Origin of the sequence: Leptolyngbya sp. FACHB-321 (assembly GCF_014695975.1) — a bacterium.
Lineage (GTDB): Bacteria > Cyanobacteriota > Cyanobacteriia > Leptolyngbyales > Leptolyngbyaceae > Stenomitos.
The window spans coordinates 123,052-147,145 of record NZ_JACJPI010000045.1 but is presented as its reverse complement, the minus strand read 5'-3'; the positions used below and the strand labels follow the sequence as shown (position 1 = coordinate 147,145).

Genomic DNA, 24,094 nt, shown 5'->3' with positions numbered 1-24,094 from the left:
CTTTCTCACAATTCAAATAGGATCGCTATATCTGGCTAGCTTCTTCAACGGACTCCCAAAGCATGAAGCAGGAACAGCTTAAACTGGCGTAAAGCTAGCGGTGACTGTTTTCAAGCGGTCTAGGGTGAAGTCTCGCTCTAAATAGGACAATAAAGCACCTGCTTTCGGTCCACGTTCTTTGCCCAGAAAAGACAAATAAACAGCTTTAAAGGCAAGGGGTTGCTGCATCTCCAATTCTCTTGCCGTTGCAAATAATGCTGTTTGTAGCGCCTCAGCATCCCAGGCTGGAACATTAGCTAAGGTGTGGATTAGCTGTTTGAGATAAGCCACCTGTTCTTGAGTCAGGTCTTTTACCTTTTCAGGAACCTTGTCAAGATAAATCACCAGTTTTTCTTCTTCATCAGCATAGTCTGCTAACCATTTTTGAGCCACTGCAATTCTTTGATTGGCAATCTGCCAGTCATATTCATTAAGGAGCTGTGTACTACGTGCTGTAATCTCTTTTTGCAGATCAAGGTGCGGCACTTGAAGCAAAGAAATTAGCGTACTTAGCTCGACTGGATGGTAGGGCTGAATGACTCCATCTAACTGAGCATATAACAATGGTTTTAGCTCCTCGGGCAAGGCAGTTGCTTGTTGCAGCTCTGGCGACAAAGCCTGATGTTTCTCAATTAAAGTGTCATAGTCTCGAAAGAGCCGAGTTGTGGTCTCATAATTGGGAGCAAAGTTGATGACCGTTTTCGGCTGCGTTCGCAGTATCAAAAAGCGAAGTAATTCAGGCGGAAGTAAGGCAGCAATTTCTTTAGCACTTGAGCCAACGCCCTTCGATGAACTCATCTTTGTTCCATTGACCAAAATGAATTCGTAGGGTGAATGAAACGGTGGCTGCTTACGTAATACTTTGCGGCAGATTGCATTCGCAACATCTCTAGAGCCGCCCTTTTGGGAGTGGTCTTTTCCAGCAAGCTCAATATTGATGCCTAAAAGATCCCACTTGGCGACCCACTCCACTTTCCAGGGTAATTTGCCATTGCCATCAAACGGAGAAACCCATCCTGAGTGACCACAACCTTTTACCCAATCAGTTGCATCAGGCTTACAGGTATAGAAAACTTCCGAACCGTTGTAATCAGAGACGACAGTTGTTGCAATCTTGCCGCAATTTTCACAAATGGTTTGAAAAGGATACCAGTCGTCCGATCGCCGTGCTTTGCTAACTTCTAGATAAGCTTCTCTTACAAGTTGAGCATTTTTGAGAAAGATATCAATGTAAGTATTTAGGCGACCAGAGCGATACAGATCACGTAAATAGTAAACCTCTGGTTTAACGCCTAAATACTCGAAAACTTCTAGAAACTCACCCATAAAGTATTTCGCGTAATCGCTAGCACTATCCTCTGGTGAGGGCACATTGCAGAGAGGGAAACCCAAATACGGTTCAAATTTTTGGCGATCGAGATAATGAGGCACCGTATCAAGCGCATCATAATCATCCACACCGTAGAGAAACTTAGGCGATTTCCCAGCATATTTTAAGGCTCGGTAAATCACATCATGGATCACAACCCCTCGTAACGATCCAACATGAACCCTTCCAGAGGGAGTTTTTGAATCGTTGACAACCTGGTTTTCTTGTGCATCCGCAGCAATTTTGTCAGCCCAAAACATGAATTAACCTTTGTCTCTACAATCCTTTTACATTTTACGAGAATATCTTGCGTAGTTGATGTAGAAAGCTGCTTGAGGCTCCTTACAAACACACGAAACCCTCCTGCTCAAAATTGCCAGCGTTTAGGCGAGAGTCTTCTAGAGTTTTAAACATCCAAGCAACCACCATCTTCCCTGAACCTCGTATCCTGGTTAAAGATGCATAGCGGTCTGAGATAGCGATGGCAGAGATTAAACCTATTCATGTGATTGGCGGCGGCTTAGCGGGGACTGAAGCCGCGTGGCAAATTGCCCAGGCAGGTATCCCGGTCGTTCTATACGAAATGCGACCACAACGGTTAAGTCCGGCACACCATTCAGAGCATCTGGCAGAACTGGTATGCAGCAACTCCTTTGGGGCACAGTCGAGTGATCGCGCCTCTGGTTTGCTTCATGAGGAACTGCGGCGTTTGGGTTCGATCGTGATTGGTAAAGCCGATGAACACTCAGTGCCAGCAGGTGGTGCGCTGGCGGTCGATCGTGCCATTTTTAGCAAGAATTTGACTGAAACGCTTGCTCAGCATCCTCTAATTGATCTGCGACGTGAAGAAGTGCAGGCAATTCCCACTGAGGGCATTAGCGTCTTGACGACAGGACCTTTAACTAGTCCGGCTCTAACAGGGGATCTACGCCGCTTTACAGGCATGGAGTACATGAGCTTCTTTGATGCCGCTAGCCCGATCGTCGTGGGCGAGTCGATCGATTTTGAGGTGGCGTTCCTTGCGTCTCGGTACGATCGAGGTGAAGCCGCCTATCTCAACTGCCCCATGAACCGTGACCAGTATCTTCACTTTCGGCAAGAGCTCTGTCAGGCAGAGCAGGCAGAGCTAAAAGACTTTGAACAAGAAACAGCGAAGTTTTTTGAAGGCTGTTTGCCGATCGAAGAAATGGCGAGACGTGGCGAAGATACCATGCGCTACGGTCCACTGAAACCTGTGGGCTTGTTTGATGCACGGCAGGGAGACTTTCGGGAGCCTGAAAATAAGACGAAGCGTCCCTATGCAGTCGTCCAACTGCGGCAAGAAGATCGGGCAGGACAACTGTGGAATATGGTGGGCTTTCAGACAAACCTGCGCTGGGGTGAGCAAAAGCGTGTGTTCCAACTGATTCCGGGCTTAGAGAGTGCCGAATTTGTTCGTATGGGTGTGATGCACCGCAATACCTTTGTCAACGCGCCGGAGTTACTTCATGCGACGTTGCAATTTAAGCAGCGCGAAACCTTGCTCGCCGCAGGTCAATTGGTCGGCACTGAAGGTTACACAGCAGCAGCAGCGGGCGGCTGGCTGGCTGGCACGAATGCAGCGCGGGTCGCGTTAGGACAAGCGCCGATCGCCCTACCTGTAACCACCATGATGGGTGCCTTGTTCGACTTCATTAGTTCGGCATCGCCCAAGCATTTTCAACCCATGCCGCCTAACTTTGGGATTCTGCCAGAACTGCCCAAACGCATTCGCAACAAGCAAGAACGGTATGGCATGTACCGCGATCGCTCCTTTAACGATCTTGCTACATGGATGAATCAGCTTCGTGTAGCAGCATAAAGTTGTTGGTTTTTAGTTGTTGGTCGTTAGACAAAATCCAGTCTCAAGCTAACAACTAACAACTAACAACCATTCAGACTTTCGCTTCTAGAGACTTGAGATACTCTGTATTCACACCCGATTCACGCATAAGGGCAATTTTGCCGGTGCGAGCAATTTCGCGAATGCCAAATTTGTTGAGCACCTGGACGATCGCTACCATCTTGCCCGGATCACCGACTACTTCTAGCGTGACAGAATCTTCGGCGACATCAACCACCCGTGCCCGAAAGATCTGCGCCAGTTCGACAATCTCAGAACGATTGGTGCTGGTAGCGTTGACTTTCATCAGCATCAGTTCGCGCTCGACACAGGGCACTTCAGTAATGTCTTGCACTTTCAGCACGCTGATGAGCTTGTAAAGTTGCTTGGTCAACTGCTCAATGCTGTTATCATCGCCAGGAACAACCATCGTAATGCGCGAAACGCCCATTTGCTCAGCAGGTCCGACAGCTAAACTCTCGATATTAAACCCACGACGGGCAAACAAACCAGCAATGCGGGAGAGAACCCCCGCTTCGTCTTCAACTAGAACCGAGAGAGTATGCTTCATGGACTTGAGATTAGCTTAAGAACGGCGAGTGTGGTGGAAGTCTAACAGTGCAGCAGGGGACGATCGTGCTTGAGTCTCCCATTTTATCGTGAGAGTCTGTATTCCTTAACCATCTCTCAATAAAGAATGAGGAAGCCTTGCAGGATTAAGTCATGTCCTGCGAACGATCAAGAGTAAACGAAAGCATGAAAAAGGCAAGCGGCAATGGTTACTTTAAAGTAATGGTTTGTCCTGTTTCAGCCGATCGCCTTGCTGCATCTGCCACTTTTAGCGTGTATAAACTCGCTTCGGGTGTCACGTAGAGCGGACTACCGTCGATTAAGTAATCCAGCACCATTGCCGTATCTTTAGCGAAGAGTCCCTGACGACTGCCTAGTGCGATCGGTTGGCTTCCCTCTGCCTGCACGAGCGTTCCCTGATCCCCATCAAAGATCAGTGCGCCCTTTTCGCCATGCACCTCCATTTTGCGCTCTGGTTGCCACATAGCTTCACCTTTGGCATAAATGACTTCTGCCAATAGACCCGATTGAAACCGTAGCTGGGCAGTGCAATAACAGGTCGCATAATGGGGATCGCTCAACTCGCTGCGATCGCTAAACTGGGTCTGACAGCTTACAGTTGCCACCTTGCCAAAGAGATCGGTGAAACGATGCAGCCGCGACAGGGCACCCATCAGCGGGAACCCAAAGAGTTCAGGCTGATACGTCCAGCGCTGAGGAGCGGGACGCTCTGGTTTGATGGTGGCGTAGCGGGCGTAAAAGGGAGTGTCGATCGCCGACAGTGAGGCTTTCAGCGCCTGGTGCATATTGCCCAATAGCTCGATATGCTCAATGTGCAGCAGTTTGTTTTGAGCTTTCGACAACGCAATCAACTCCATCGCTTCGGCAACATCCAGCGCTAGGGGATACTCCACAATGACGTGCTTCCCTGCTTCCAACGCGGCTCGGACGATCGCTCCATGATCCCGATTTACTGTAGCGATGATGATCAAGTCTAGAGACGATCGCTCTAGCAGTGCTTGCCAGGATGCGATCGCGTCTGCGCCATAGGTTTGGCTAAATGCCTGCGTGGTTTCGAGGATGTGTCCGGCAACGGCGGCTAGTGTGGCACGCGGTTCTGCCTGGAGTGCCTGTGATCGCAGCTTTGCCGCATAGCCCGTACCAACCAGCCCGACCTGGAGAGGGGTCGAAAAAGACGAGGCGTTTTTTGTCATGGGCTGCACTCTTAATGTACCTGTCATCACAAAACCCTAGCACCACAAAAAATAGTTAAGGATAGAAACCGCCTGCTGTCAGTAGCGCTAAGGCATGAGGCTTCGGCTCGGTGGTACTGAAGTTATCGTTCCATCGCTGTTTGCATCATTATGAGATCGGCGTTACAGGTCTTTATATAAGCTAACTAGATAAAATCTGGTACTTTTATTACGAATACCATTCATCCCACTGATGACGTAACGTTTCTAAACCAATGGTTTTCCCGTAGTATCAAGAGTAAAGCTGATTCAGGAAGCAGACTTTATTCAAATAAAGCTACGGAGCCAGCTTCCAATGAGCTTAGAGTACTGTTTCCATTAATTGAGAGGACCACTGCATGGCAACTTTTAAAGTCACGTTAGTCAACGAGGCTGAAGGGCTGAATACAACGATTGAGGTTCCTGAAGACGAGTATATTCTTGATGCTGCCGAAGAACAGGGGATTGATCTACCCTACTCCTGCCGCGCTGGTGCTTGTTCGACTTGTGCTGGCAAGCTAAAGGAAGGCACGGTTGATCAGTCAGACCAATCGTTCTTAGATGATGATCAGATTGAAGCAGGCTACGTGCTGACGTGCGTTGCTTACCCAACCTCTGATGTCACAATCCTGACCCATCAAGAAGAAGAACTGTACTAACGGTTACGCTGTTGCTGTACTGATGTAAAAACAGGCGGTAAGGAGTTTCTATGGCTCTTTACCGCCTGTTTTTGTTTTTATAACCTTAGGCTCTGGGTAAAGATTTTGGCGTGGCTAAACTTACTGAGAGAAGAGCCAAAACACCACTTTTAATGTTGGTAGAGCAACTATTCTCAGGTCAGCAAGGATGAGTGATGGCTCAAAAGAGCTTGACTAGGAGTAGCAGCTAACTGCTTTTTAGCTACCGTTGTTCTGGTCGCCGCGCCAGAACGTAATGGCATCACTGATGGGTCGCAGTTGAGTGCCGGGATAGTAGAAGCTAAGGATGCGATCGCTCGACCAGCCCAGCTTACCGAGATGATAGGTGCCTGTTTGACTTAGCCCAACGCCATGCCCAAAGCCACCACCAACGAAGCTATAGCCTTGTAAGGTCTTGTTTGCGCCATAGAGCGGTTCGACGTAAAACAAGGTGCTGTTCGGCGCGTACAGGGCGACGAGAATGTTGTCTTTCACCAGTTCAAAGGTGCCTCGATCAGTGGTAATGCGTACGTTTAGCACTCGTCCAGCCGGGGATCGCTTGGTTACTTCAAGACGTTGAATGGTTTTAAAGTTGGCTAGCGGATCTTTTGAGGCGACCAGGTAGCGCCGTATGTCTCGATTAAGATCCTCTAAACGGCTCTCAACCCGCCAGCGAAACAGGTTAGCTCCGGCTTCATTGAAGCCTTTGGTCTGGCTGATGAAGCGGCGAAAATTCTTTTCCTCTGCCAGGTTTTGCCGCGCCAAGTCCCACGGCTGACCTACTGAATCGATGACAGCCCGCAAGTAAGGGCGATCGGCACCTGCCCAAATATCGGTAAAGGGTGCAGTAATGCCGCCCGTTGAGGAAGAGTAGACGGCATCGACCAGCTCGTTCTTGTAGGTGAGGACAGTGCCACGAGTGGCAGCGATCGCGCGATCGGTCGCTGGATGAGCGCCTGTAAGACCGTTATAGACCTGACATTGGGTATCGGCACAAAGCTGATAGCCGTCGATCGCAAAGCGTCGCACATTACGCAGGGCATAGGTACGAGCCAGAATTGCCTGCACCTCTAGCACAGGCTGCACTGCCCAAGCACCAATCTCATGCGGCACCACCCCGCGCAAATAGGTTTCAAGTGGTACCTGATTAACCAGCGTATACGTGCCATACGTATTGGGTTGCAGCCGTAAACTACCAGCGTAGAGAGTGCGTTTTTTGTCACCGCTTGTCTGTAGGACTTGAATCGTGCCTTGTGACGACCCAATCTCAACGCGATCGCGGGTATAGCGGTAGCCATTGACCACTAGCGATGCACGCGGCTGTTGCGGCAACACCTGAGTATCAATGTATGCCGTTTGCATACCCTGTGCTTGAAGACTCTGTAACAGCAGACGACGGAGTAAAGGATTGCTATACGTGTCTCGTTTTGCCCAGACCTGCCAACGTTCCGGTTGGGCAACTTCGACCGGGATGCCCTGCGCCAGCCAGCGCTTAGCGCTCGCTTCGGCACTCTCAAAACTGCGGTGAGTGCTAAGAACAACCCGTTCTTGCAGGTTTGGTTCCGGTAGAGTTTGCTGAACGACATCCAGCTTGGCACTTGTAGCGGTAACAGTTTGAGCCTTGCCCTTGGTTTCAAACCGGAAGGTCAGACGATCGCCTGTGGCTGCCTGCAACATCAGTCCATCAGTTGCTTTACTGCCAAAGCGTTGCACCACACCAATCTGTAACTCGACATCCTTACGAGTGGCGGCGGTGCCGGGTGCTGCTAGCCCAAGCCCAAGCCCGAACATAGATGCGATCGCCAACACGACCCCAAGCGATGGCTGACGAAGTAGTGCTTTGACAGCTACCGTCGCTCGCTGCCTGTAAAGCTGATCCTGAGCATTCTGATCTTGAGCAACGCATTCTATCCGCATAACCGACCCAAAAAAGTAGGGATTGATTGAACTCCATCCTAAGATAGTTCTTCTTAACCCCAATCATCTGCTTCTTTGCAATTGCTTAAACGGTGTGCGATCGTTTAACTAACTGGACTAACCTTTGCCCGATAGAGCAGGCGATCGCCCTGACGATAGCCTGTATAACGCACTTTGACGCGATCGCCGGATTGAGCCACACCTGCCATCAATTGATGCTGCTGGGGATCGTAGGACACCTCAGCGCCAACCGTGGCGATCGGCTCGATATCCCATGCTTGCAGCAATTGATCCAGTGGACGCAGCAATGGCAGCATTTTGACAGCCGGGGCTTGTGGATTTTGCTGCGCGGCATAGGCAGCGGTTGGCAGTTGCAGCAGCAGTGATTCCAAAACTTGCACGCTTGACTGCTGAAACTCCTGCCACAAATCCTGGCGTTGCTGCGCAAGCTGTTGCTGTAAGCGATCGTACTCATGCTGCAAGTCCAACAGGCGTTGATGAAGTACAGCGTGGTCAATTTCGAGTTTTGAGTTTCGACTTTTGAGTTCTGAATGCTGACCGCTGACCGCTGACGCCTGATCACTGACCGCTGACGCCTGACCTTTCGCATCAGCCGCTACAGACAGTAATTCGCTTACAGGTACTTGAAGAACATGGCTCAGTTTCAGCAGCGTCTCGACCCGCAGTTGGGTATCGCTACGTCGTAGCCGCAGAATTTGGTTTTCTGACACACCTGCTGCCTGACTCAGCGCCCTAAAACTAGAAAAACCCACCGACTGCATCAACTCGCGCAAACGGTGGGTAAAATCTGGGGACATAGGGAAAGAAATTCTAAGTTTTAAGTTTTGAATTTTAAGTGGTCAATTCCACTCAAAACTCAAAACTCAAAACTCTTAACCTTCTAAGAGACTTCTCAGCATCCAGGCAGTTTTTTCATGCACCTGCATCCGTTGAGTTAGCAGATCAGCCGTTGGCTCGTCGTTCACCTGATCGACAACTGGAAAGATCGATCGCGCCGTACGGACAACCGATTCTTGACCGGCAACCAATTCGCGGATCATGTCTTCTGCTTTGGGCACGCCTAGCGTTTCGGGAATCGAACTCAACTGCGCGAACTCTGAATAGGTAGCAGGTGCAGGAAAGCCAAGTGCCCGAATTCGTTCAGCAATCAAATCAACAGCCGTAGCCAATTCGGTGTACTGCCCCTCAAACATCAGGTGTAACGTTTGAAACATGGGACCAGTCACGTTCCAATGAAAGTTATGGGTTTTGAGATAAAGGGAGTACGTGTCTGCCAGAAAACGAGACAGACCTTCCGCGATTTCGCCTCTCGCTTTTTCGTCAATGCCGATGTTGATGGGCATTGTTTCGGTTGGGATTGCCATAATGTCCTTTAAGTAAAAGAAATCGTTTCGTTGAACGCAGTGAAAACGTTGAAATGAGCGATTTGTGACGAGTTCTAACAGTAGCTTGTTTAGACAGTAGCTTGTTAAGAACGATCGCCGCTAGTCTGCTGTGGCAAAAAAATACTACCCATTCGTGCAAACTACTCGTAAAAGCAGCCTAAGCCAAATGTCGCTGTAGCACCGCACGCGGAGCACGTCGAATGCGGCAAAGAATCGTTTCTTGCCCCAAACGGCTACAAGCTTCATAGCGATGGCAGCCAGAAAAACCGTAATATTCGCCCTCAACTTCAAGGACATCGATCGGCTCTTGCTGCCCAATGTCTTGAATGGATGTCATCAAAGCACTAACTTTCGCCTGATCATTTTGTCGAAACAAGGGGCGACGAATCTTATCAATAGGTATTGCTTCTACTCTGACCATTGCCGTTCTCTCAAGCTCACCTCTAAATCATACTCATTATGACTACGGATTGCAACCTGGATCGGGAAGGAGTGAGGGGAGAGGAGTGAGTTGTAAGCCTAACCTTTTGCCTTTTGCCTTTAGCCCTATTGGCTCAACCAGGCGATCGCCCGTCGAATCCACTCTTCTGCATCCGCAGTTTTCGAGAGGCTGCTGCTTTGTCCTACTGTTTGTAGTGCCTGGGCGATTTCACTATTGGTGTAGCCCAATGCCAGCAAGGTCATCTCCACATCTTCCTGAATTGAAAGAATTGGTCCCGCAGAAGGAGCGGTGATCATGCCTGCTTGCTGTCGCCATTCTGCTAGCTTTGTTTTTAGCTCTAACGCAAGACGTTCGGCGGTTTTGGTGCCTACGCCTGGAGTGCGAGAGAGGGCACGGGTGTTGCCAACGACGATCGCCTGTATCAAGTCTTGCAACCCCATCGTGTCGAGCAGCGCTAGTGCCAACTGCGGACCAATACCACTGACGCTGACCAGTTGCCGAAACAGATCGCGCTCGGCAGCTGAATCAAAGCCAAACAGTACAATCTGATCCTCCCGCACATGGAGATGCGTAAAAATTTGCACCGTCTCCCCCACGCCAGCCAACTGCTGCAACAGACGCGGCACAATTTGGATGTCATAACCAATTTGACCGACTTCTAACGTTAAGGTGACACGGTTGTTCGCTTTCTGGATATATGCAACAGTGCCTTTGAGGTAGCCGATCATGCAGTTGTTGTGTTCCCAGAGTTCTGGGCGAGATGGTAGTGATAGCGTTTCCTAGTCTACCGAAGTAACAGGGCTTTTCATTCTGGTAGTGCCGCCGTTACGAACCCAGCAAAAATTCGTTGATGGTACTCCAGTCGTTGCGTTGGGAGACTTTTTTTCGCATGACGATCGTATCGGCAAGATACGTTGCATCACGTGCGACACCTGAAAACCTGCCAGAACCCCAGGTGTAGAGCCACGGTAGCCCAAGAAAATAGAAGCCTGGTACGTCTGTAACACCGCGATCATGCCCTGGATAGCCTTTGCCATCAAAGACTGGAATTTCGATCCAGCTAAAGTCGGAATGGTAACCTGTAGACCAAACAACTGCGCCAATATTAGCGGCTTCATAGTCAAGGTCGAGGAGCGCTTGCTCAGGTTCCCAGACAGGTTGATAGGGTGGTTCGATCGGGGCTGAGATGTGATTTTTTTCGATGAAGCTATCAATGCCTTTTTTGATATTTTCGGCAACTGCATCAGCTTGATCGAGGTTTTGCTTCAAATTGTCGGCAAATTCGAGTTTGTTGTTGCGAATGGTTTTGAGCCGACCGTGGAGTTGCATCCCTTCAAGTGCAAATTGGCGCAGATCGATTTCGCGTCCGCCACCGCGACCTGTAACGTAGTGATTGGTATTCGTACGTGCTTTCTCTTTTTGAGGATGTTCGTCGATCGACAGGTCGTAGTACCCCATTTGATCGAGCCAATCCACTACATCTTTGCCACGGTAGCGACGGGGCGAGCGAGGCGCACTGCCCACACATAAATGCACCTGCTTGCCTGCAAGGTGAAGATCTTCAGCGATTTGACAGCCAGATTGCCCCGTGCCAACGACCAAAACTGCCTTGCCGTCGGGCAACGATTCTGGGTTGCGGTATTCGGATGAGTGCAGTTGGACGATCGCTTCAGGCAAACGCTCGGCGATCGAGGGCAGTTTGGGTACGTGATAGCCGCCGACCGCAATAATGACCTGATCGGCTGTGTAGTTGCCGATCGTTGTTTCAATCTCAAACACGCCAGCCTCATTGCGTCGCACCTTTGACACAGCAACGCCTTCCTTTAAAGGTGGATCAAACGAGGCAGCGTAGGCTTCGATGTATTGCACAATTTCATCGCGCTGCATAAACCCGTGTGGGTCATCGCCTGGATAATGGAAGCCAGGGAGTTTGCACTGCCAGTTGGGCGTTACCAGGCAAAAGGAATCCCATCGTTTGGCACGCCACGAATAGCCGATCGTGTTTTTCTCACAAACGAGATGGTCAAAGCCTCTTGCTTTCAGGCAATAGCTCATGGCTAAACCAGCTTGACCGCCACCGACAATAACGACAGCATAGTGCGTTTGCATTTGGTTTCTACTCGCTTGCTGGGTCAGATTACTCGCCAGCGTACGTGTTGCTAGAAGGGGTAGTTTGTATCTCCGAATACGGAAGGTTTAAGTCTGACACTCTAGCGAGGGGTGGCGATCGCAGCGTTCCCAGTCGCTTCTAACTGATGACAACACTCTGTTTAAATCGACAGGTCAACATCAAGTTGTAAAGGTCTCATACCAATTCTCTTCTGACACGCAACAAAGCAAGATCCCCCTGCTACGGCTTCCCACTCATAAGAGGGATTAAGGGGGAGCAGTAGGCAGAGGGAATCTGTAGCAAGCATTTGAATTGAGATAATGTTCCTCCAAAGGTTGGCAGGAAAACGTGGCTCAGTAGAGCGAAGCAGCGTTACGCATTGAGATCAAAGGTCATGAGTTTGAGGTGATCAGGATTTGCAAGGATTTCTTTGGCGAGTAAGTACCCGGTAATCGTCCAAGTCTGGTAGCGCCGTGCTTCCTTGCCAATTAAACGACCATCGGGACCATCGTAGTATTCAGGCCATTGATCTTGTACTAGTCGGCGTTCGGCAATGGCGATCGCGTGGTGCGCCAGTTCACCACGGTTCATTTTTTTTGCCGCTGCCACCAGCATCCATAGCAAAACCGGCCAGCTTCCGCCATTGTGGTAAGACCAGGGACGATTTTTGGGGTCAGCGCCAGTGATCGTGCGCCAGTCAACGTCTTCCAACGCCGGATAGCAAAGCTTCATGGGCATATAGCTGATTAAGTCGCTCCAGCGCAGCTCAATTAGATTCAAAATTTTATGGGATTGTAACTCTGTCGTAAGCGACCCGATAATCGCCATCAAGTTACCCAGCGCAAAGAAGCGACAGTCTAGCTGCGAAGGACCTAAATTGCCCGCTAGATAGCCCCCTGCTTCGGGCACCCATTTTGCCAGCCGATAAAACGGGATTGAGTCGGAGTAAATATTGAACTGGTTGAGCGCTTCTTCACCATATTCTTCGACCTGGTAGCGGTAAATGACGTTCAAGCGGTCTGGGTCAAGCCAGTAATCCTCGCGTAGCTGTCGCAGCAGGAGCGGTAGACGACTACACACTGCCTGAATCATAATTTGATTGTCTGTATTAGGCACCAGTAGCTCGAGACTGGCTCGCAGCGCGGTATAAAACAGAGACTGAATATCGAGCGGATGCCCGTAAAGCCCCATCCGTCGATCGATCATGCTGGCTCCATCCGGCACCAATACCATCGGATACATATCGAAGCGTGTGACCAGACAGAGTTCGAGGCTGACGCGAATGCCTTCTTGAAAATCAGCCCGTTGCACTAGCTCAAAGTCTTGCGTTGCAATGAGGTACGCACGCAAGAGAATAATCCACCATAAACAGGCATCGGCGGGAGCCACTCGACCGATCGCGTGATTGCCGAAGTCTGCCTTGATATATTCTTGCCCGTCAACCATCACAATCTTGAAGCTAGCAGGCATCAACCCACGACTAGGCTTGGAGCAATCAAGCTGCCCAGTTTTAGGCTGCAGCTTGAGGGTCGCTTCCAAAAAATTGCGCACAATGGCGGGCTTGCCTTTGATCAAAAACAGCAGCCCCGAGGAAATAAAGTCGCGGATAAAGCACTGGTCGTAGTTCAGCGATGCTACTTCAGGGTCACTGGCTGCGATCGTGCCGATCGGTTGCCCCTCGTAGTAAATGATCGATTTTTCAAGGGCTTCCCACGCTTGTTCAACGATCGATGGTTCACTCAAGCCTTGATCCCTCTGACAACAACTAAGATCAATATAGATGGCATGAAGGGCGATCGCTGCCGATTATGTTGCAATCCTAGCCAAAATTGTGACAGTCCCCTAGACGGCACGTCAGTATTGCTTGATGCAGTAGAACGATAGCTACACAGACACCTTGTAACGTTTAGGTTATTGGTAAGATATGGCAGATTTCATGCCGATTTGTTCTTTCAAAACGGTAAGTGAAATGTCCTATAACTAGGCTCAGTTAAAGGCAATCTATCCTAAAGGACGAGGAGCTAGCTGTCTTTACAACGAAGTCTGTTGATTGTCATTAAGCCTTGCTCTTGCTATCTGTTGCCAGACAGATCAAACACATTGCCCCTCATGATGTTGCACTTCAAAAAGCTGCACAGACTACTAGGCTTCGTCCGTCGCCATCTTCAAGCGCTGTGTAGCCACTCTCTAGATACATCTTCCAGGAACCCTCTTCTATGAAACCTAATGCTTCTGTGCTGGCTGTAGCAGGTGCCATCTCGTTAGCAGCACTTGCCGGACTAACGGTTGCCTGTTCTCAATCTTCGGTAACAGAGCCACCAGAGCCAATCAGTGCGTCTCCGCTGACCGCACCAGCCAGCCCCTCTCCCAGCCTTTCTCCCAGTCCTTCCCCTGCTTCGACTCCAAAAACAATGATACAGAAGCAAACAACCGAGCCAGCAAATCAGACGGCTAGTGACAACCGGACGAGTGCTGCCAACCGCACCGTTGAGTCTTGCGTAGTCAAAATGGCATTGGTTAATGACCCTGAGCCGCCGCTAAACGTTCGTTCGGCACCCACAACCGAGGGCGATAATGTGGTTGGTCAACTGAAGAACGGGACGCTAGTAACGATCGCATCTGACCAAAACGGCTGGCTCCAAATCAAAACACCATTGAAAGGCTGGATTTCCAAGCGGCAGACAACGAATAGCTGCAACGAAAAAGTAGAGCGTATTAGCCTGAGTGATGCCAACGACCCCGTGCAAGTGGCAGATCGCTTCGTCGGTACAGGCAGCCACCGCTACATTTTCCCCGTTGAGCAGGGTCAAACACTGACAATTAACCGCGATCGTGGACCGTTTCCGATGATTACTGCTCCAGACGGTACTATGCTGTTGGGGCATGAGAAAGACGACAGGCGATCCACCTGGAGCGGACCCCTTACACAGACTGGCGACTACGCGATCGAGCTAGAGTCCAACTTTAAGGGTTATCGCTATGCCTTCTCAATGGAAGTAAAGTAATGGTGACGGTAGCAGGAGCAAGAAGCAGAGGGAGCAAAAGGAGCAAAAGAAACTTTATCCCTCATCCTTTATCCTTCACCCCTCATCGCTTACCCCCGATACTGAATCCGATAAATTCGTCCATTCGCTTCTTCAGTGACCAACAAACTTCCATCGGGGAGGGTTAACAATCCCACAGGTCTACCCCAGGTATCGGGACCCATGGGATTGACTAGAAAGCCAGTCAAGAAGTCTTCGTAATAACCTTGTGGTCGTCCTTGGGCATTAAAAGGTACAAAGGCAATTTTGTAGCCAGTGCCTCGATCGCGGTTCCAGGAACCCCGAAAGGCAACAAAGGCTCCGTTACGGTATCTGGCTGGAAAGGTTTGACCGTTGTAAAACTGTACGCCTAAAGCGGCGGAGTGCGCCTGAAACAGTACATCTGGAGTACGAGTTTGAGCGGCTAGGTCAGGACGAACGCTACGCCCATTTTGGACATGATTTGGATCGAGGCGATCGGGCGTAATGTAAGCATAGGGCCAGCCGTAAAACTGCCCTGCCTGAATACGGGTGAAATAGTCAGGCACCAGGTCATCGCCCAGACCATCGCGCTCATTCACAGTGGTATAGAGTTCGCGTGTTGTGGGATGAAACGCTAGCCCAACAGGGTTCCGCAGACCAGAGGCAAACGTTTGGCGATCGGAACCATCCAAATTCATGACCTGCACGGAAGCTCGTGGTGAAGGTTCTTCATCTGCATTCGACTGAGAGCCGATCGAGACATAGAGCTTTGTGCGATCGGGCGAAACGATAACATTCCGCGTCCAGTGTTGGTTATAGCCACCTCCTGGTAAGTCAGTAATCTTTGTACCAGTCCCAGTAAGCTGCTCTTGTCCTTTGGTATAAGGAAAGCGCAGCACAGAGGCAGTGTTTCCTAAGAAAAAGGCATAGTTGCCAAATGACATTCCAAAGGGAATACTCAAGCCGTTTTGTGAGTCAGCAAAGGTTTTCTGCACCTCGGCTACGCCATCTTGATTAGCATCGCGCAAAAGCTGGATGCGGTTCCGACGCGTTTCTGTCACCAGAACGTCACCCGTAGGCGTTAGCGCCAGCCAACGAGGACGGTCTAAACCTTCCGCAAAAACGCTAACCACAAAGCCAGCTGGAACTTTTAGCGTTGGTGTTGACGGAATAGGAATGACGTTGGGCGATTTAGATGCACTGCTGCTAGCGTAGGGTTGCGGCAGGCTGTCAGGGAGAATTTTGATGGGTTGTGGCGACAAAGCCTCTGTCTTAACTAACTTTGCGGCTGGCGTTGATGCTGCTTGTGTCTGGCTAAGTGCCCCAGAGACCTTAGCAGATGCCGCAGGGTCAGCCGTTGGTGCAGCGCGCGAGGTATCGGCAGTACGACAAGCAACCAGGGCAAGACCTAAAACTGCTAAGAAAGACAAACGATACATGGCGGGTTGAAAGACAAAAACTACCTACCACGCTAGCGAATGTTTTTCCCCTTTGGCACAGCACCGTAAGACGGGAACCAGAACACCTGGAGCGAACTAAGCCTGTAAAACTGTGGTGAATTAAAGAGGGCAATGCCAGCGCGAAGGCACTGATACAAATTCAGCCTGTACAAAGATAGCCGTTGTCTTTTAAACAAGTGACCTTACTAGCCCCTATAGCAAAAGGATGAAGGATGAATAGAAGCCCTTGCCTAAAGGAGGTTTCAAGGTTTAGGTCTGTCCTAATGTTCTCTTCGACTGCTATAGCGATCCTATCTAGATTGTGAGAAAGGATTCCACTTGAATCCTTTCTCACAAAGCCTCTCAATCTCACAACTGATTTAAGACTGCTATACAGCTGTTGTGGGAAGCACGTTACATCGCTTGCTCCCTTCACAGGAAGGCGATGGCTGATCCACTTGAAGCGACATTAAACGAACGGAGTGCAAGAGAAACTCCTGCACTCCGTCTTAACAAAGCGGTGCTAGCGGAAGGCTAGTAGAGCTTTACTGCCTATTACCATTATTGCCATCCAACACTTGACGCACGGTTGGACCGGGTGAATAGCCGTAGCCAAAGGTCGCTTGCTGGCTATCATCCAGAACACGCGGCGTAACGATGACAATAACCTCCCGGCGCTGGTTTGTCCGGTTTGTCCGACGGAAAAGGGCACCGAGAATAGGAATGTCGCCTAAAATTGGCACTTTGGTAACATCGGCTCGGTCTTCATCCTGAATAATGCCTGTCAACAGTAGGGTTTGCCCATCGCGTAGGCGTACCTGCCCAGATTCTAGACGACGTTCGTTCAAGAGATTAATCTCATTAACGCTCCCCTGGAGGTTGACGGCGATAGTTTCACCAATCCGCGAGACCGACGGTGCAATGGAGAGAGAAACAAAGCCATTGTCATCAATACGATCAACCTTGATGGGCAAGATTAGACCTGCACGACCTTTTTCAACGGTAAGATTGGTTTGAGTCGAGTTTTCAGTGGCAGTAGTTTGCTGGGTAATGTTAGTGACCACTTCCTGAGTGACATTGACTGTTGCCGTCTGACCTTCTTGTACTAACAATGTTGGGTCAGTCAGAATCTTGGCATTGCCACTGGAAATTGATGCCTGTAGCTGGAGAAGGAAGTTGCGTGCGAAGTTGAAGGGACTGGCAATACCAGCACCGACTGCCGAGCCGAGTTGAGCTATACCAGTACCAGTATTAAGCCCTGTACCAGCAGGTGCAGTCCGACCGAAGTTAATGACAGCGGTACCTGCATCCAGTACCGCACGCGTGTTATCAATAATTCCGAAGGACGAATTGGCAGAGAACTGGTCGGTGCTGAGTAAATCGACATCCACAACGCGAACGTTAACCGTCACCTGACGACGACGGATATCGAGTTGAGCGAGTTGGGCGATCGCAATGCCAACTTTTTTCGGTTCACCGACTAGCGTGACCTGGTTCGTCCGCTCATCGCCAGAAATTTGCAAGCCGCGCAGCAGTGGTGTGGAATCTTGATATTCCACCCGTTGGTTCTCAATACGAGACTCGGTGGCAGTCTGCGTCTGTGTGATTGCCGAACCACCAGCACCACCTGCCAGGGTGCCAACGGGTGTTGCTACCGCGTTGGTCACCAGGCGATCGCGGCTAACCGCACTTTCAGCACCCAACGTTACCAGAAAATTGATTGCAGTTGTAATAGATGCCTGGTTGAGGCGCACACTCCGTACAACAAGATTACGCGCCGTATTTGGCAGCTTCGGTCCAACAAAAACCGTCCGTCCAACGCGATTTGCTTCCAAGCCGGTAATTTGCAACACGTAGTTAAACACGTTTTGCACTGGCTCATTTTCAACATCTAGCGTTATTCTCGGTCCCTCGCTGGCACCTGCGCCTGCCTGCCCGGCTGCTGCGGGTGCTGGCTGTCCTGCCTGACCCTGGGTTAACAAATCACCCACGAAGGCAAGGTTCAGCCCTGCTGCCCGTGCCAATAACCCCAGCACTTCTCGCGCCGGAGCATCTCGCAAGACAAGACGAGGGACTCGTTCCGCAGACCCTAAATCGATCGTTGTCCCAGACGCATCAACCTGAGCAGTCGCAATATCCCCTGCTGGCGGCGGTACTGCACGTGGGGCAACGCCTACAACACCAGGAGGTACCAATGCCCCAGACGCATCCCGAACTTGAATCTCTGGATTGGGCAACAGCGGAGCCGTTCGGTTGGTAGGAACGGCTGTGGGGCTTGCCGGAATGGGCGCGGGGGCAACAGGCGCTGGAGTAATAGGCGCGGGGGCAACAGGCGCTGGAGTAACAGGTGCCTGACTAATCACAGTTGGCGAGCTTATAGGCACACGATTAGTGGGCGCGGGAGCCAATGCTGCAGGTTTTTCTGGTAAGGGGACAGCGATCGGGGCTGTTGTAGGCGCTAGACCAGCTGCAGACGCTGGTGGCTGCGCGATTACTGAGTACGAGCGAGCAGACGCTGCTGCTGCCCCTGCCCCTGCCGCAATCGGTGTAGGCGCTGCCGCTTGCTGCGTACCAAACGGACTTACACTTAATAAGACACCACCCTTGTCGGGTCGCACTACCTGTCCTACCGGCGCACCTGACTTGCCAACAACAGTAACGCGGACACTAGTGGCACTTAAAGGCGCAACGGTTACAGACGCAATGCCTGGAGCTGGGTTATCCTGACGAAAATTCTTGCCGCTTGTTAGACGGAGCTGACTACTTGGCAGATCTGCCGTCCAGCTATTGCCACGATTCACTGCAAAAACCTGGGGACGGCTACCTGACTGAGTTTGCAGCGTCACATTAACACCAGATGCCGTTCGATTAAGCTGCACACCTGTTACTTGTACCGGTGCGGCTAGTGCGGGCTGAATGGCTATCAGTGCGGCTGCCCCACCCAGCGCAATGCTATTAAATCCTAGAGACTGTTTCACGGTTCCTTCCTCACTCAAATCGTTAGATTGCTTGCACAGATGCTGGGCTTGGGCTGTTGATACTAAAAATGAACTGTCACGAAATCAACTTGGTAACGTGCTGCCTTATTACACTTTTTTCATCAGACTATGACTTTTGTCAGACTATGACGTTCATCACGCTACGGCGAGGGAGCAGGCGCAGGCGCAGCTTTTGGTTTTTCTGCCGCTGTTAAGGGCGACAGAGCTTCTAGCGTGAAGGTTGTGGTCAACTTTGGTTCAGGCTGGCAGTTCGGCAAAAATTGCACTGTGTTACCCCGAACCTCAAACAGTCGATTCACGGTGGTAGGGGCTTGTGTCCCGTCACCCACGACAATCTTCACGTCTTTGAAGACAAGAAACGGCTGTAATCGCTCAATATTGCGGAAAATGGCTTGCGTTTGGTTAACATTGCCTTCAAAGACGACATTTGCAACCTGACGCTTGAGCTTATTGTTTACAAGTGAACCGTAAGCACTGTCAGTAATAACCCCTGACGCTTTTGCATTAGGTGTAAATTCTCTCAATGAAGCTTTCCGTGCCACTTCTACACCACTCCTTCGCAATTCATCAACGTTGTTACGCACCCATGCCGGACAAGCTGCTAATCGATCGCGCTCTAGTCTGGCTACACCAGCGTTCCGCGTTTCAATTTGACGGTTTAAGTCAAGTAGCAGTGTGTTAAGGGTGGCTTCATTAGAGAACAACGTTAAAACATCAGCACCCTGTTTTTTAGCAGCTTCGAGGTTAGCTCTTGCTTCAGCATCTTGCTTAGCGATCGCGGCTGCCTGCTGTACTTGCGCTTCCTGATCCTGCACCTTCTGCTTTAAGACGTTGTATTGTTCCAGCGCAGGCTGCACAAAATTCAAGAACAGATAAGCTGCCAGTGCAAGACCACCGACTGCCAGCAATGTGCCGATGATAACGGGTGTCAGTGCGATGCCAAAAATAACTGGATAACTGGGTTCAGTATCAAGATTTGGATCGTTGGGGATAAAATCACCGCCAGCGGTCATGGTTTAATCACTCCCTTACGTTGCAAATTCTCAATACGGGTCACTAAACCAACTGCGCCTTTACGGTCAAGTTCGCGCAACAAATCAGAGGCAGGTACATCGCTTAAAGCTGTTTCAATCTGAAATGCCACCTGTCTAGGCAATAGCGGCAGTTGTTCGGTTCGCAATTGCTGCTGTTGAGAGTTTTGCAGCCTGGCTGGTTCAACTCTAGTAGCCTCTTTCTGCAGCTCCGCTTTCACAAGTTTTGTATTCTCGGCTTTCAAAAAGTTTGATTTTTGCAGCACCAGCAAAAAGTCGTTGACATCATTGAATGAATTAGCAATCCCCGCTATCTGAAGCACTGACCCAGGAGGACTGACAACTGCGGGAGCCGCGCCTGGGCTTGGTGCTGCCTGGGGCGTTGCTGAAGCCGTGGGTACTGATTGGGTAATACTTAAAAGCTGTACACCAGGAGGGATACGATCGCGCATCTCCTGCGTCATAGCAGACCAAGGCTTGACCAGATTAAACACACCTGCCAGCGCAGCCGTTTCAGCTTTGATTTCTTGCGTTTGGGCGTTGATGGCAGCGATCTGCTTTTGTTTAGCCTCTAAGTCGCCGAGCTGGCTGGCTAACTCAGACTGCCGTTGCTCAAGGGTTGCGTTTTGCGCCTGCAAGAAGAGCAGAGAGCCACCGACTGCTGCTAGCAGAGCGACCGCTACCGCCGCACCAACAAAGATCGGTCGCTTACTATCGGTTGAGACTGCCTTTGTTTTCTGACGTGCGCCTTCCGGTTTATATTCCGGTCGATCGTTGAGAAAGTTAATGTCTAGACTGTACATCCTACTTAGCCTCCCGTAAACCTAAGCCCAGTACTACTCCTAGCCCTGGACGTTGGGCTAGAGGTACATCTTGAGCAACTTCTAAACCCAGCGCGGCAATCGGATCAATTTGACTACTTGGCAAACTTAATCGTTGCGTGAAAAATTCGTCGAGCTGACCGATCGAGCCACCAGGTCCAGCTAGCAGCAATTGGGCTACTTCCAGGTTATCGCCCTGATTCAAGTAGAAGTCGATCGATCGCCGCAACTCATCTGCCAGTTCACCAATAATCCGCAGCATAGCGGCTGCACCTGGATTACCGCCTCCCATCTTGCCAGGATTACCCATCCCATCTGCCGGGTTCACGGGAATAGTCATGCTCTGGAGTAACTCAGTACTTCTCGACGGAGGCAGGTTCATAGCCCGCGACAAAGCGCTTTGAATTTGGTAAGTGCCGATCGGTACAGTACGAGAAAACTGAGGTACGCCATCCACCGCGATCGAGATTTCGGTGCTCTCAAACTCAATATCTACAATCGCTACTGCTTCTTGGGGTGAAAACTGCCGTAGCTGCTCACGAATGGTGCGAATTAGTGAAAAGCTGCTGATTTCCAGCACATCAATCTGCAAGCCAGCCTGCTGAAAGGTGCGAACATAAGAATCTGTAATTTCTTTGCGTGTCGCTACCAGCAAAACCTGAAATTTTTCAATGCCGTCTTCGTCAACAAACAGCCCTAGTTTTTGATAGTCAACGTCTGCTTCTTCACGTGGAAAGGGTAAATAAAGCCCCGCTTCTTGATTAAGAACCATTTCCCGCAGTTCCTGATCATTCAGCTCTGCTGGAATTGGAATAATGCGGGTAACAGTATCGCGCCCCCCTGGCACTGCTGTAGCAACCCGCTTAATTTTGAGTTTATTTTCTGCAAGCGTTGACTGAATAAGTTCAGCCATGCCCGCAGCATCAACAATTTGACCTTCTTGAAACAGTCCCTCTGGCATAGGAACCGTTGCCAAAGCCTCTAGTTTAAACGTCTGACCTTGCTTGCGTAGCTGAGCCACGCTAATCCGATCGGGAGACAGCTCAATACCAATGCCCTTAGGCTTTCCAGGAAGCAGATTTCTCAGAGAGTTAACCACAATGCTGTCTACTCACTTAAACAGTTAAAGGCGAGTTTATGAAAACGAATCAAGCAGAATCTAGTGTTAGGTATGATACCCAATCTAGTTCAGATCGACCACTTTAGAAACAAAGAGATAAACCTTAAAAAGATTCACCAATTTAGCAGCTTTTCAACAAAGAAAAACGATCCAAAGTCTGCGCTGGGTAAGGAGGCTTGAAAGCAAAAACCTTTTTGTCTTAAGCAACCATCATTAAAGCCATCAATCGCAGTCTTGACCCTACGTTTGAAAGCAATCATACATTGCCCTTACTACAATAATGAAGGGTGCGATCGTCAGAAAAAAGACTTTCCCTCTCTAGCGCTCTTACTTACTCACCAGCGATGTTACACATATTTTGGAGAGTTGATCAAAAAATTTTGGAAAATAGGTAAAGAAAGAAGCGGAGCGAGGCGCAAGGAGTGCGCAACCAGCAGCTAGAAGGGAGCAGGGAAGGCAGAGGAAGCAATGCAGAACACTCTTCGAGGAGAATAGAACCCTCAAAACTCAATTTTTCACCTGTTGCCGACTACCCTCACTCCGCCACAAAGCGATAATAAGTGACACCATCACTTACAACTCAAAACTTCTCCTAACGCCCGTTCAGTTGAGCGCCCTTCGGCTTGAGCGCAGGTTGAAAGCTCAAGCCGAAGCCCATTCTCTATGCTCCCCTACGCCTTTCCCCCATGCTTGACCTCACAAAGCTTGCCCAACAAATGCAGGGCATCAGTCAGCAGCTAACGCTTGAAGCAACGGCAACCAAACAGCGGCTAGAACGAGCGCAAACGCTGTTAGGACAGGCACATCGACACCAGGATGTGTTAGTTGAGCAGCAACAGACCTGGCGCGATCGCCTGAGCTTTACCGCTGCCGCACCAGTCGAGTCGCTCAACCTGCGCGGCAGTATTTCCGTTCCACCGGCGGCTCACACTGTTTTGGCAACTGATGGGTCTCAAATCGCCCCCAGCCACCACGAAATTGCCTATTGCTACCTCATCAACGTTGGGCGGATTGTGCTGCATTACGGTCAAAACCGTCTTCCCCTGCTCGATAGCTTGCCCGAAGTGTTTTACCGTCCTGAAGATCTTTACGTCTCACGCCAGTGGGGCATCCGCACCGAAGAATGGATGGGCTATCGGCGCACCGTGTCGGAGGCGATCGTGCTAGCAGAGTTAGGAGAAGAGATTAGAAGGCAGGAGGCAGAAGGCAGAAGGCAGAAGGCGGAAGCAGCAGGGGAGGTAAGAGAGGACACGGAAACGTGGAGATGTGGAGATACGGAGGCAAAAACATTTCAAAACTCAAAACTCAGAACCTCTCAACTCCCGACTCCCGACTCCCGACTCCCGACTCCCCCATCCCTCGCAATGGTCGATGGCTCTCTCATTTACTGGTTTCTCGACTCGTTGCCAGGGGAGGCACGCGATCGCATCTTGCCGCCTATTCTAGATGCCTGGGAGAAACTTCGCACTCTGGGGATTCCACTCGTTGGCTACATCAGCGCCTCGCGGAGTGGGGAAGCGCTCAACTTTCTGCGGTTGCAAGCCTGCCCCTACGATACGCCTGATTGCCCCACGCACTGTAGTGGGTTGGGCGATCGTGAAGGCTTTCCACTGGCTCATGCGCCCTGTCAGGTATTAGAGCCACTGAAGGATGCAGCCCTGTGGGCAATGGAGCTAAAACCTGGACAGCGCAGCCCTCTCTGGCGGAGTTCTGCCCGCATTCTAGAGCTTTACGGAAACCATCACATCTACTTCTGCTATGTCCATGTCGGTACAGAGATCGCCCGCATTGAGTTCCCTGCCTGGGTTGCAGAAGATGCTAATTTGCTAGATACAGCGCTTAGTCTAACGTTGGCACAGGTGCAGAAAGGGTATGGCTATCCAGTGGCATTGGCAGAGGCACACAATCAGGCAGTTGTAAGGGGGGGCGATCGCAGCCGTTTCTTCGCCCTTCTGGAACAACAAATGATTCGCGCTGGCTTGAAAAACGTTGGCACTTCCTACAAGGAAGCTAGAAAACGCGGCAGCATTGCATAGGAGGATGAGAGGCAGAGGAG

Annotated in this window: 19 protein-coding genes; 4 read left to right on the top strand and 15 right to left on the bottom strand. The window is 50.4% G+C overall.

The window, feature by feature from the left end; all coding sequences use genetic code 11:
- Nucleotides 1–78: 78 nt before the first annotated feature.
- Nucleotides 79–1,668 (bottom strand): lysine--tRNA ligase, encoded by a 1,590-nt coding sequence (gene lysS / locus H6F76_RS08200; protein ID WP_190507336.1) that lies wholly within the window; start codon nt 1,666–1,668, stop codon nt 79–81.
- A gap of 221 nt (nt 1,669–1,889) precedes the next feature.
- On the opposite strand from lysS, the gene trmFO reads away from it, so the two are divergent.
- The gene (gene trmFO / locus H6F76_RS08195; RefSeq protein WP_190507334.1) at nt 1,890–3,248 is read left to right on the top strand and encodes an FADH(2)-oxidizing methylenetetrahydrofolate--tRNA-(uracil(54)-C(5))-methyltransferase TrmFO; all 1,359 of its coding nucleotides are present in this window, start codon (nt 1,890–1,892) and stop codon (nt 3,246–3,248) included.
- Between the two features lie 73 nt (nt 3,249–3,321).
- Here trmFO and ilvN read toward each other — a convergent pair whose 3' ends face one another.
- Nucleotides 3,322–3,840 (bottom strand): acetolactate synthase small subunit, encoded by a 519-nt coding sequence (gene ilvN, locus H6F76_RS08190; protein ID WP_190451502.1) that lies wholly within the window; start codon nt 3,838–3,840, stop codon nt 3,322–3,324.
- Nucleotides 3,841–4,048: 208 nt separating this feature from the next.
- Entirely contained in the window at nt 4,049–5,053 is a 1,005-nt protein-coding gene (locus tag H6F76_RS08185; protein WP_199321990.1) for a Gfo/Idh/MocA family oxidoreductase, read from the bottom strand.
- 377 nt (nt 5,054–5,430) lie between these two features.
- Between H6F76_RS08185 and H6F76_RS08180 the strand changes: the two genes are divergently transcribed.
- The gene (locus H6F76_RS08180; protein ID WP_190451506.1) at nt 5,431–5,730 is read left to right on the top strand and encodes a ferredoxin; all 300 of its coding nucleotides are present in this window, start codon (nt 5,431–5,433) and stop codon (nt 5,728–5,730) included.
- A 237-nt stretch (nt 5,731–5,967) separates the two neighbouring features.
- Here the strand turns inward: H6F76_RS08180 and H6F76_RS08175 are convergent, their stop codons facing one another.
- The 7 genes from H6F76_RS08175 to H6F76_RS08145 all read right to left on the bottom strand — a co-directional run bounded on the left by H6F76_RS08175 (nt 5,968) and on the right by H6F76_RS08145 (nt 13,366).
- On the bottom strand, nt 5,968–7,665 hold the full coding sequence (locus H6F76_RS08175; protein WP_242036570.1) for a SpoIID/LytB domain-containing protein: 1,698 nt from the start codon (nt 7,663–7,665) through the stop codon (nt 5,968–5,970).
- 104 nt (nt 7,666–7,769) lie between these two features.
- Entirely contained in the window at nt 7,770–8,483 is a 714-nt protein-coding gene (grpE, locus tag H6F76_RS08170) for a nucleotide exchange factor GrpE (RefSeq protein WP_190507330.1), read from the bottom strand.
- 75 nt (nt 8,484–8,558) lie between these two features.
- Nucleotides 8,559–9,050 carry a Dps family protein gene (locus H6F76_RS08165; protein WP_190451510.1) on the bottom strand — a complete coding sequence of 164 codons (492 nt, stop codon included), beginning with the start codon at nt 9,048–9,050 and terminating at the stop codon, nt 8,559–8,561.
- A 178-nt stretch (nt 9,051–9,228) separates the two neighbouring features.
- A complete protein-coding gene (locus tag H6F76_RS08160) occupies nt 9,229–9,492 on the bottom strand; it encodes a sulfiredoxin (RefSeq protein ID WP_190507328.1) in 264 nt (87 codons plus the stop codon).
- 125 nt (nt 9,493–9,617) lie between these two features.
- The gene (gene ruvA, locus H6F76_RS08155; RefSeq protein ID WP_190451513.1) at nt 9,618–10,241 is read right to left on the bottom strand and encodes a Holliday junction branch migration protein RuvA; all 624 of its coding nucleotides are present in this window, start codon (nt 10,239–10,241) and stop codon (nt 9,618–9,620) included.
- 97 nt (nt 10,242–10,338) lie between these two features.
- A complete protein-coding gene (locus H6F76_RS08150; RefSeq protein ID WP_190507326.1) occupies nt 10,339–11,622 on the bottom strand; it encodes an MSMEG_0569 family flavin-dependent oxidoreductase in 1,284 nt (427 codons plus the stop codon).
- Between the two features lie 373 nt (nt 11,623–11,995).
- Nucleotides 11,996–13,366: a glycoside hydrolase 100 family protein gene (locus H6F76_RS08145; protein WP_190507324.1), complete on the bottom strand. Its 1,371-nt coding sequence runs from the start codon at nt 13,364–13,366 to the stop codon at nt 11,996–11,998.
- A gap of 473 nt (nt 13,367–13,839) precedes the next feature.
- Between H6F76_RS08145 and H6F76_RS08140 the strand changes: the two genes are divergently transcribed.
- Nucleotides 13,840–14,628 carry an SH3 domain-containing protein gene (locus H6F76_RS08140; RefSeq protein ID WP_190507322.1) on the top strand — a complete coding sequence of 263 codons (789 nt, stop codon included), beginning with the start codon at nt 13,840–13,842 and terminating at the stop codon, nt 14,626–14,628.
- An 89-nt stretch (nt 14,629–14,717) separates the two neighbouring features.
- Here H6F76_RS08140 and H6F76_RS08135 read toward each other — a convergent pair whose 3' ends face one another.
- From H6F76_RS08135 to pilM, 5 genes are all read right to left on the bottom strand, one after another.
- Entirely contained in the window at nt 14,718–16,067 is a 1,350-nt protein-coding gene (locus H6F76_RS08135; protein WP_190507320.1) for a sorbosone dehydrogenase family protein, read from the bottom strand.
- Between the two features lie 545 nt (nt 16,068–16,612).
- The gene (locus H6F76_RS08130; protein ID WP_347275992.1) at nt 16,613–19,045 is read right to left on the bottom strand and encodes an AMIN domain-containing protein; all 2,433 of its coding nucleotides are present in this window, start codon (nt 19,043–19,045) and stop codon (nt 16,613–16,615) included.
- A 161-nt stretch (nt 19,046–19,206) separates the two neighbouring features.
- Nucleotides 19,207–20,079, bottom strand: a complete 873-nt coding sequence (locus H6F76_RS08125; RefSeq protein ID WP_190507318.1) for a hypothetical protein — start codon at nt 20,077–20,079, stop codon at nt 19,207–19,209.
- Entirely contained in the window at nt 20,076–20,900 is an 825-nt protein-coding gene (locus H6F76_RS08120; RefSeq protein ID WP_190507316.1) for a PilN domain-containing protein, read from the bottom strand. The genes H6F76_RS08125 and H6F76_RS08120 overlap by 4 nt, the downstream gene beginning before the upstream one ends.
- 1 nt (nt 20,901) lies before the next feature.
- A complete protein-coding gene (pilM, locus tag H6F76_RS08115; RefSeq protein ID WP_190451530.1) occupies nt 20,902–22,017 on the bottom strand; it encodes a type IV pilus assembly protein PilM in 1,116 nt (371 codons plus the stop codon).
- A gap of 707 nt (nt 22,018–22,724) precedes the next feature.
- On the opposite strand from pilM, the gene H6F76_RS08110 reads away from it, so the two are divergent.
- On the top strand, nt 22,725–24,074 hold the full coding sequence (locus H6F76_RS08110; RefSeq protein WP_190507315.1) for a DNA double-strand break repair nuclease NurA: 1,350 nt from the start codon (nt 22,725–22,727) through the stop codon (nt 24,072–24,074).
- Nucleotides 24,075–24,094 lie beyond the last annotated feature (20 nt).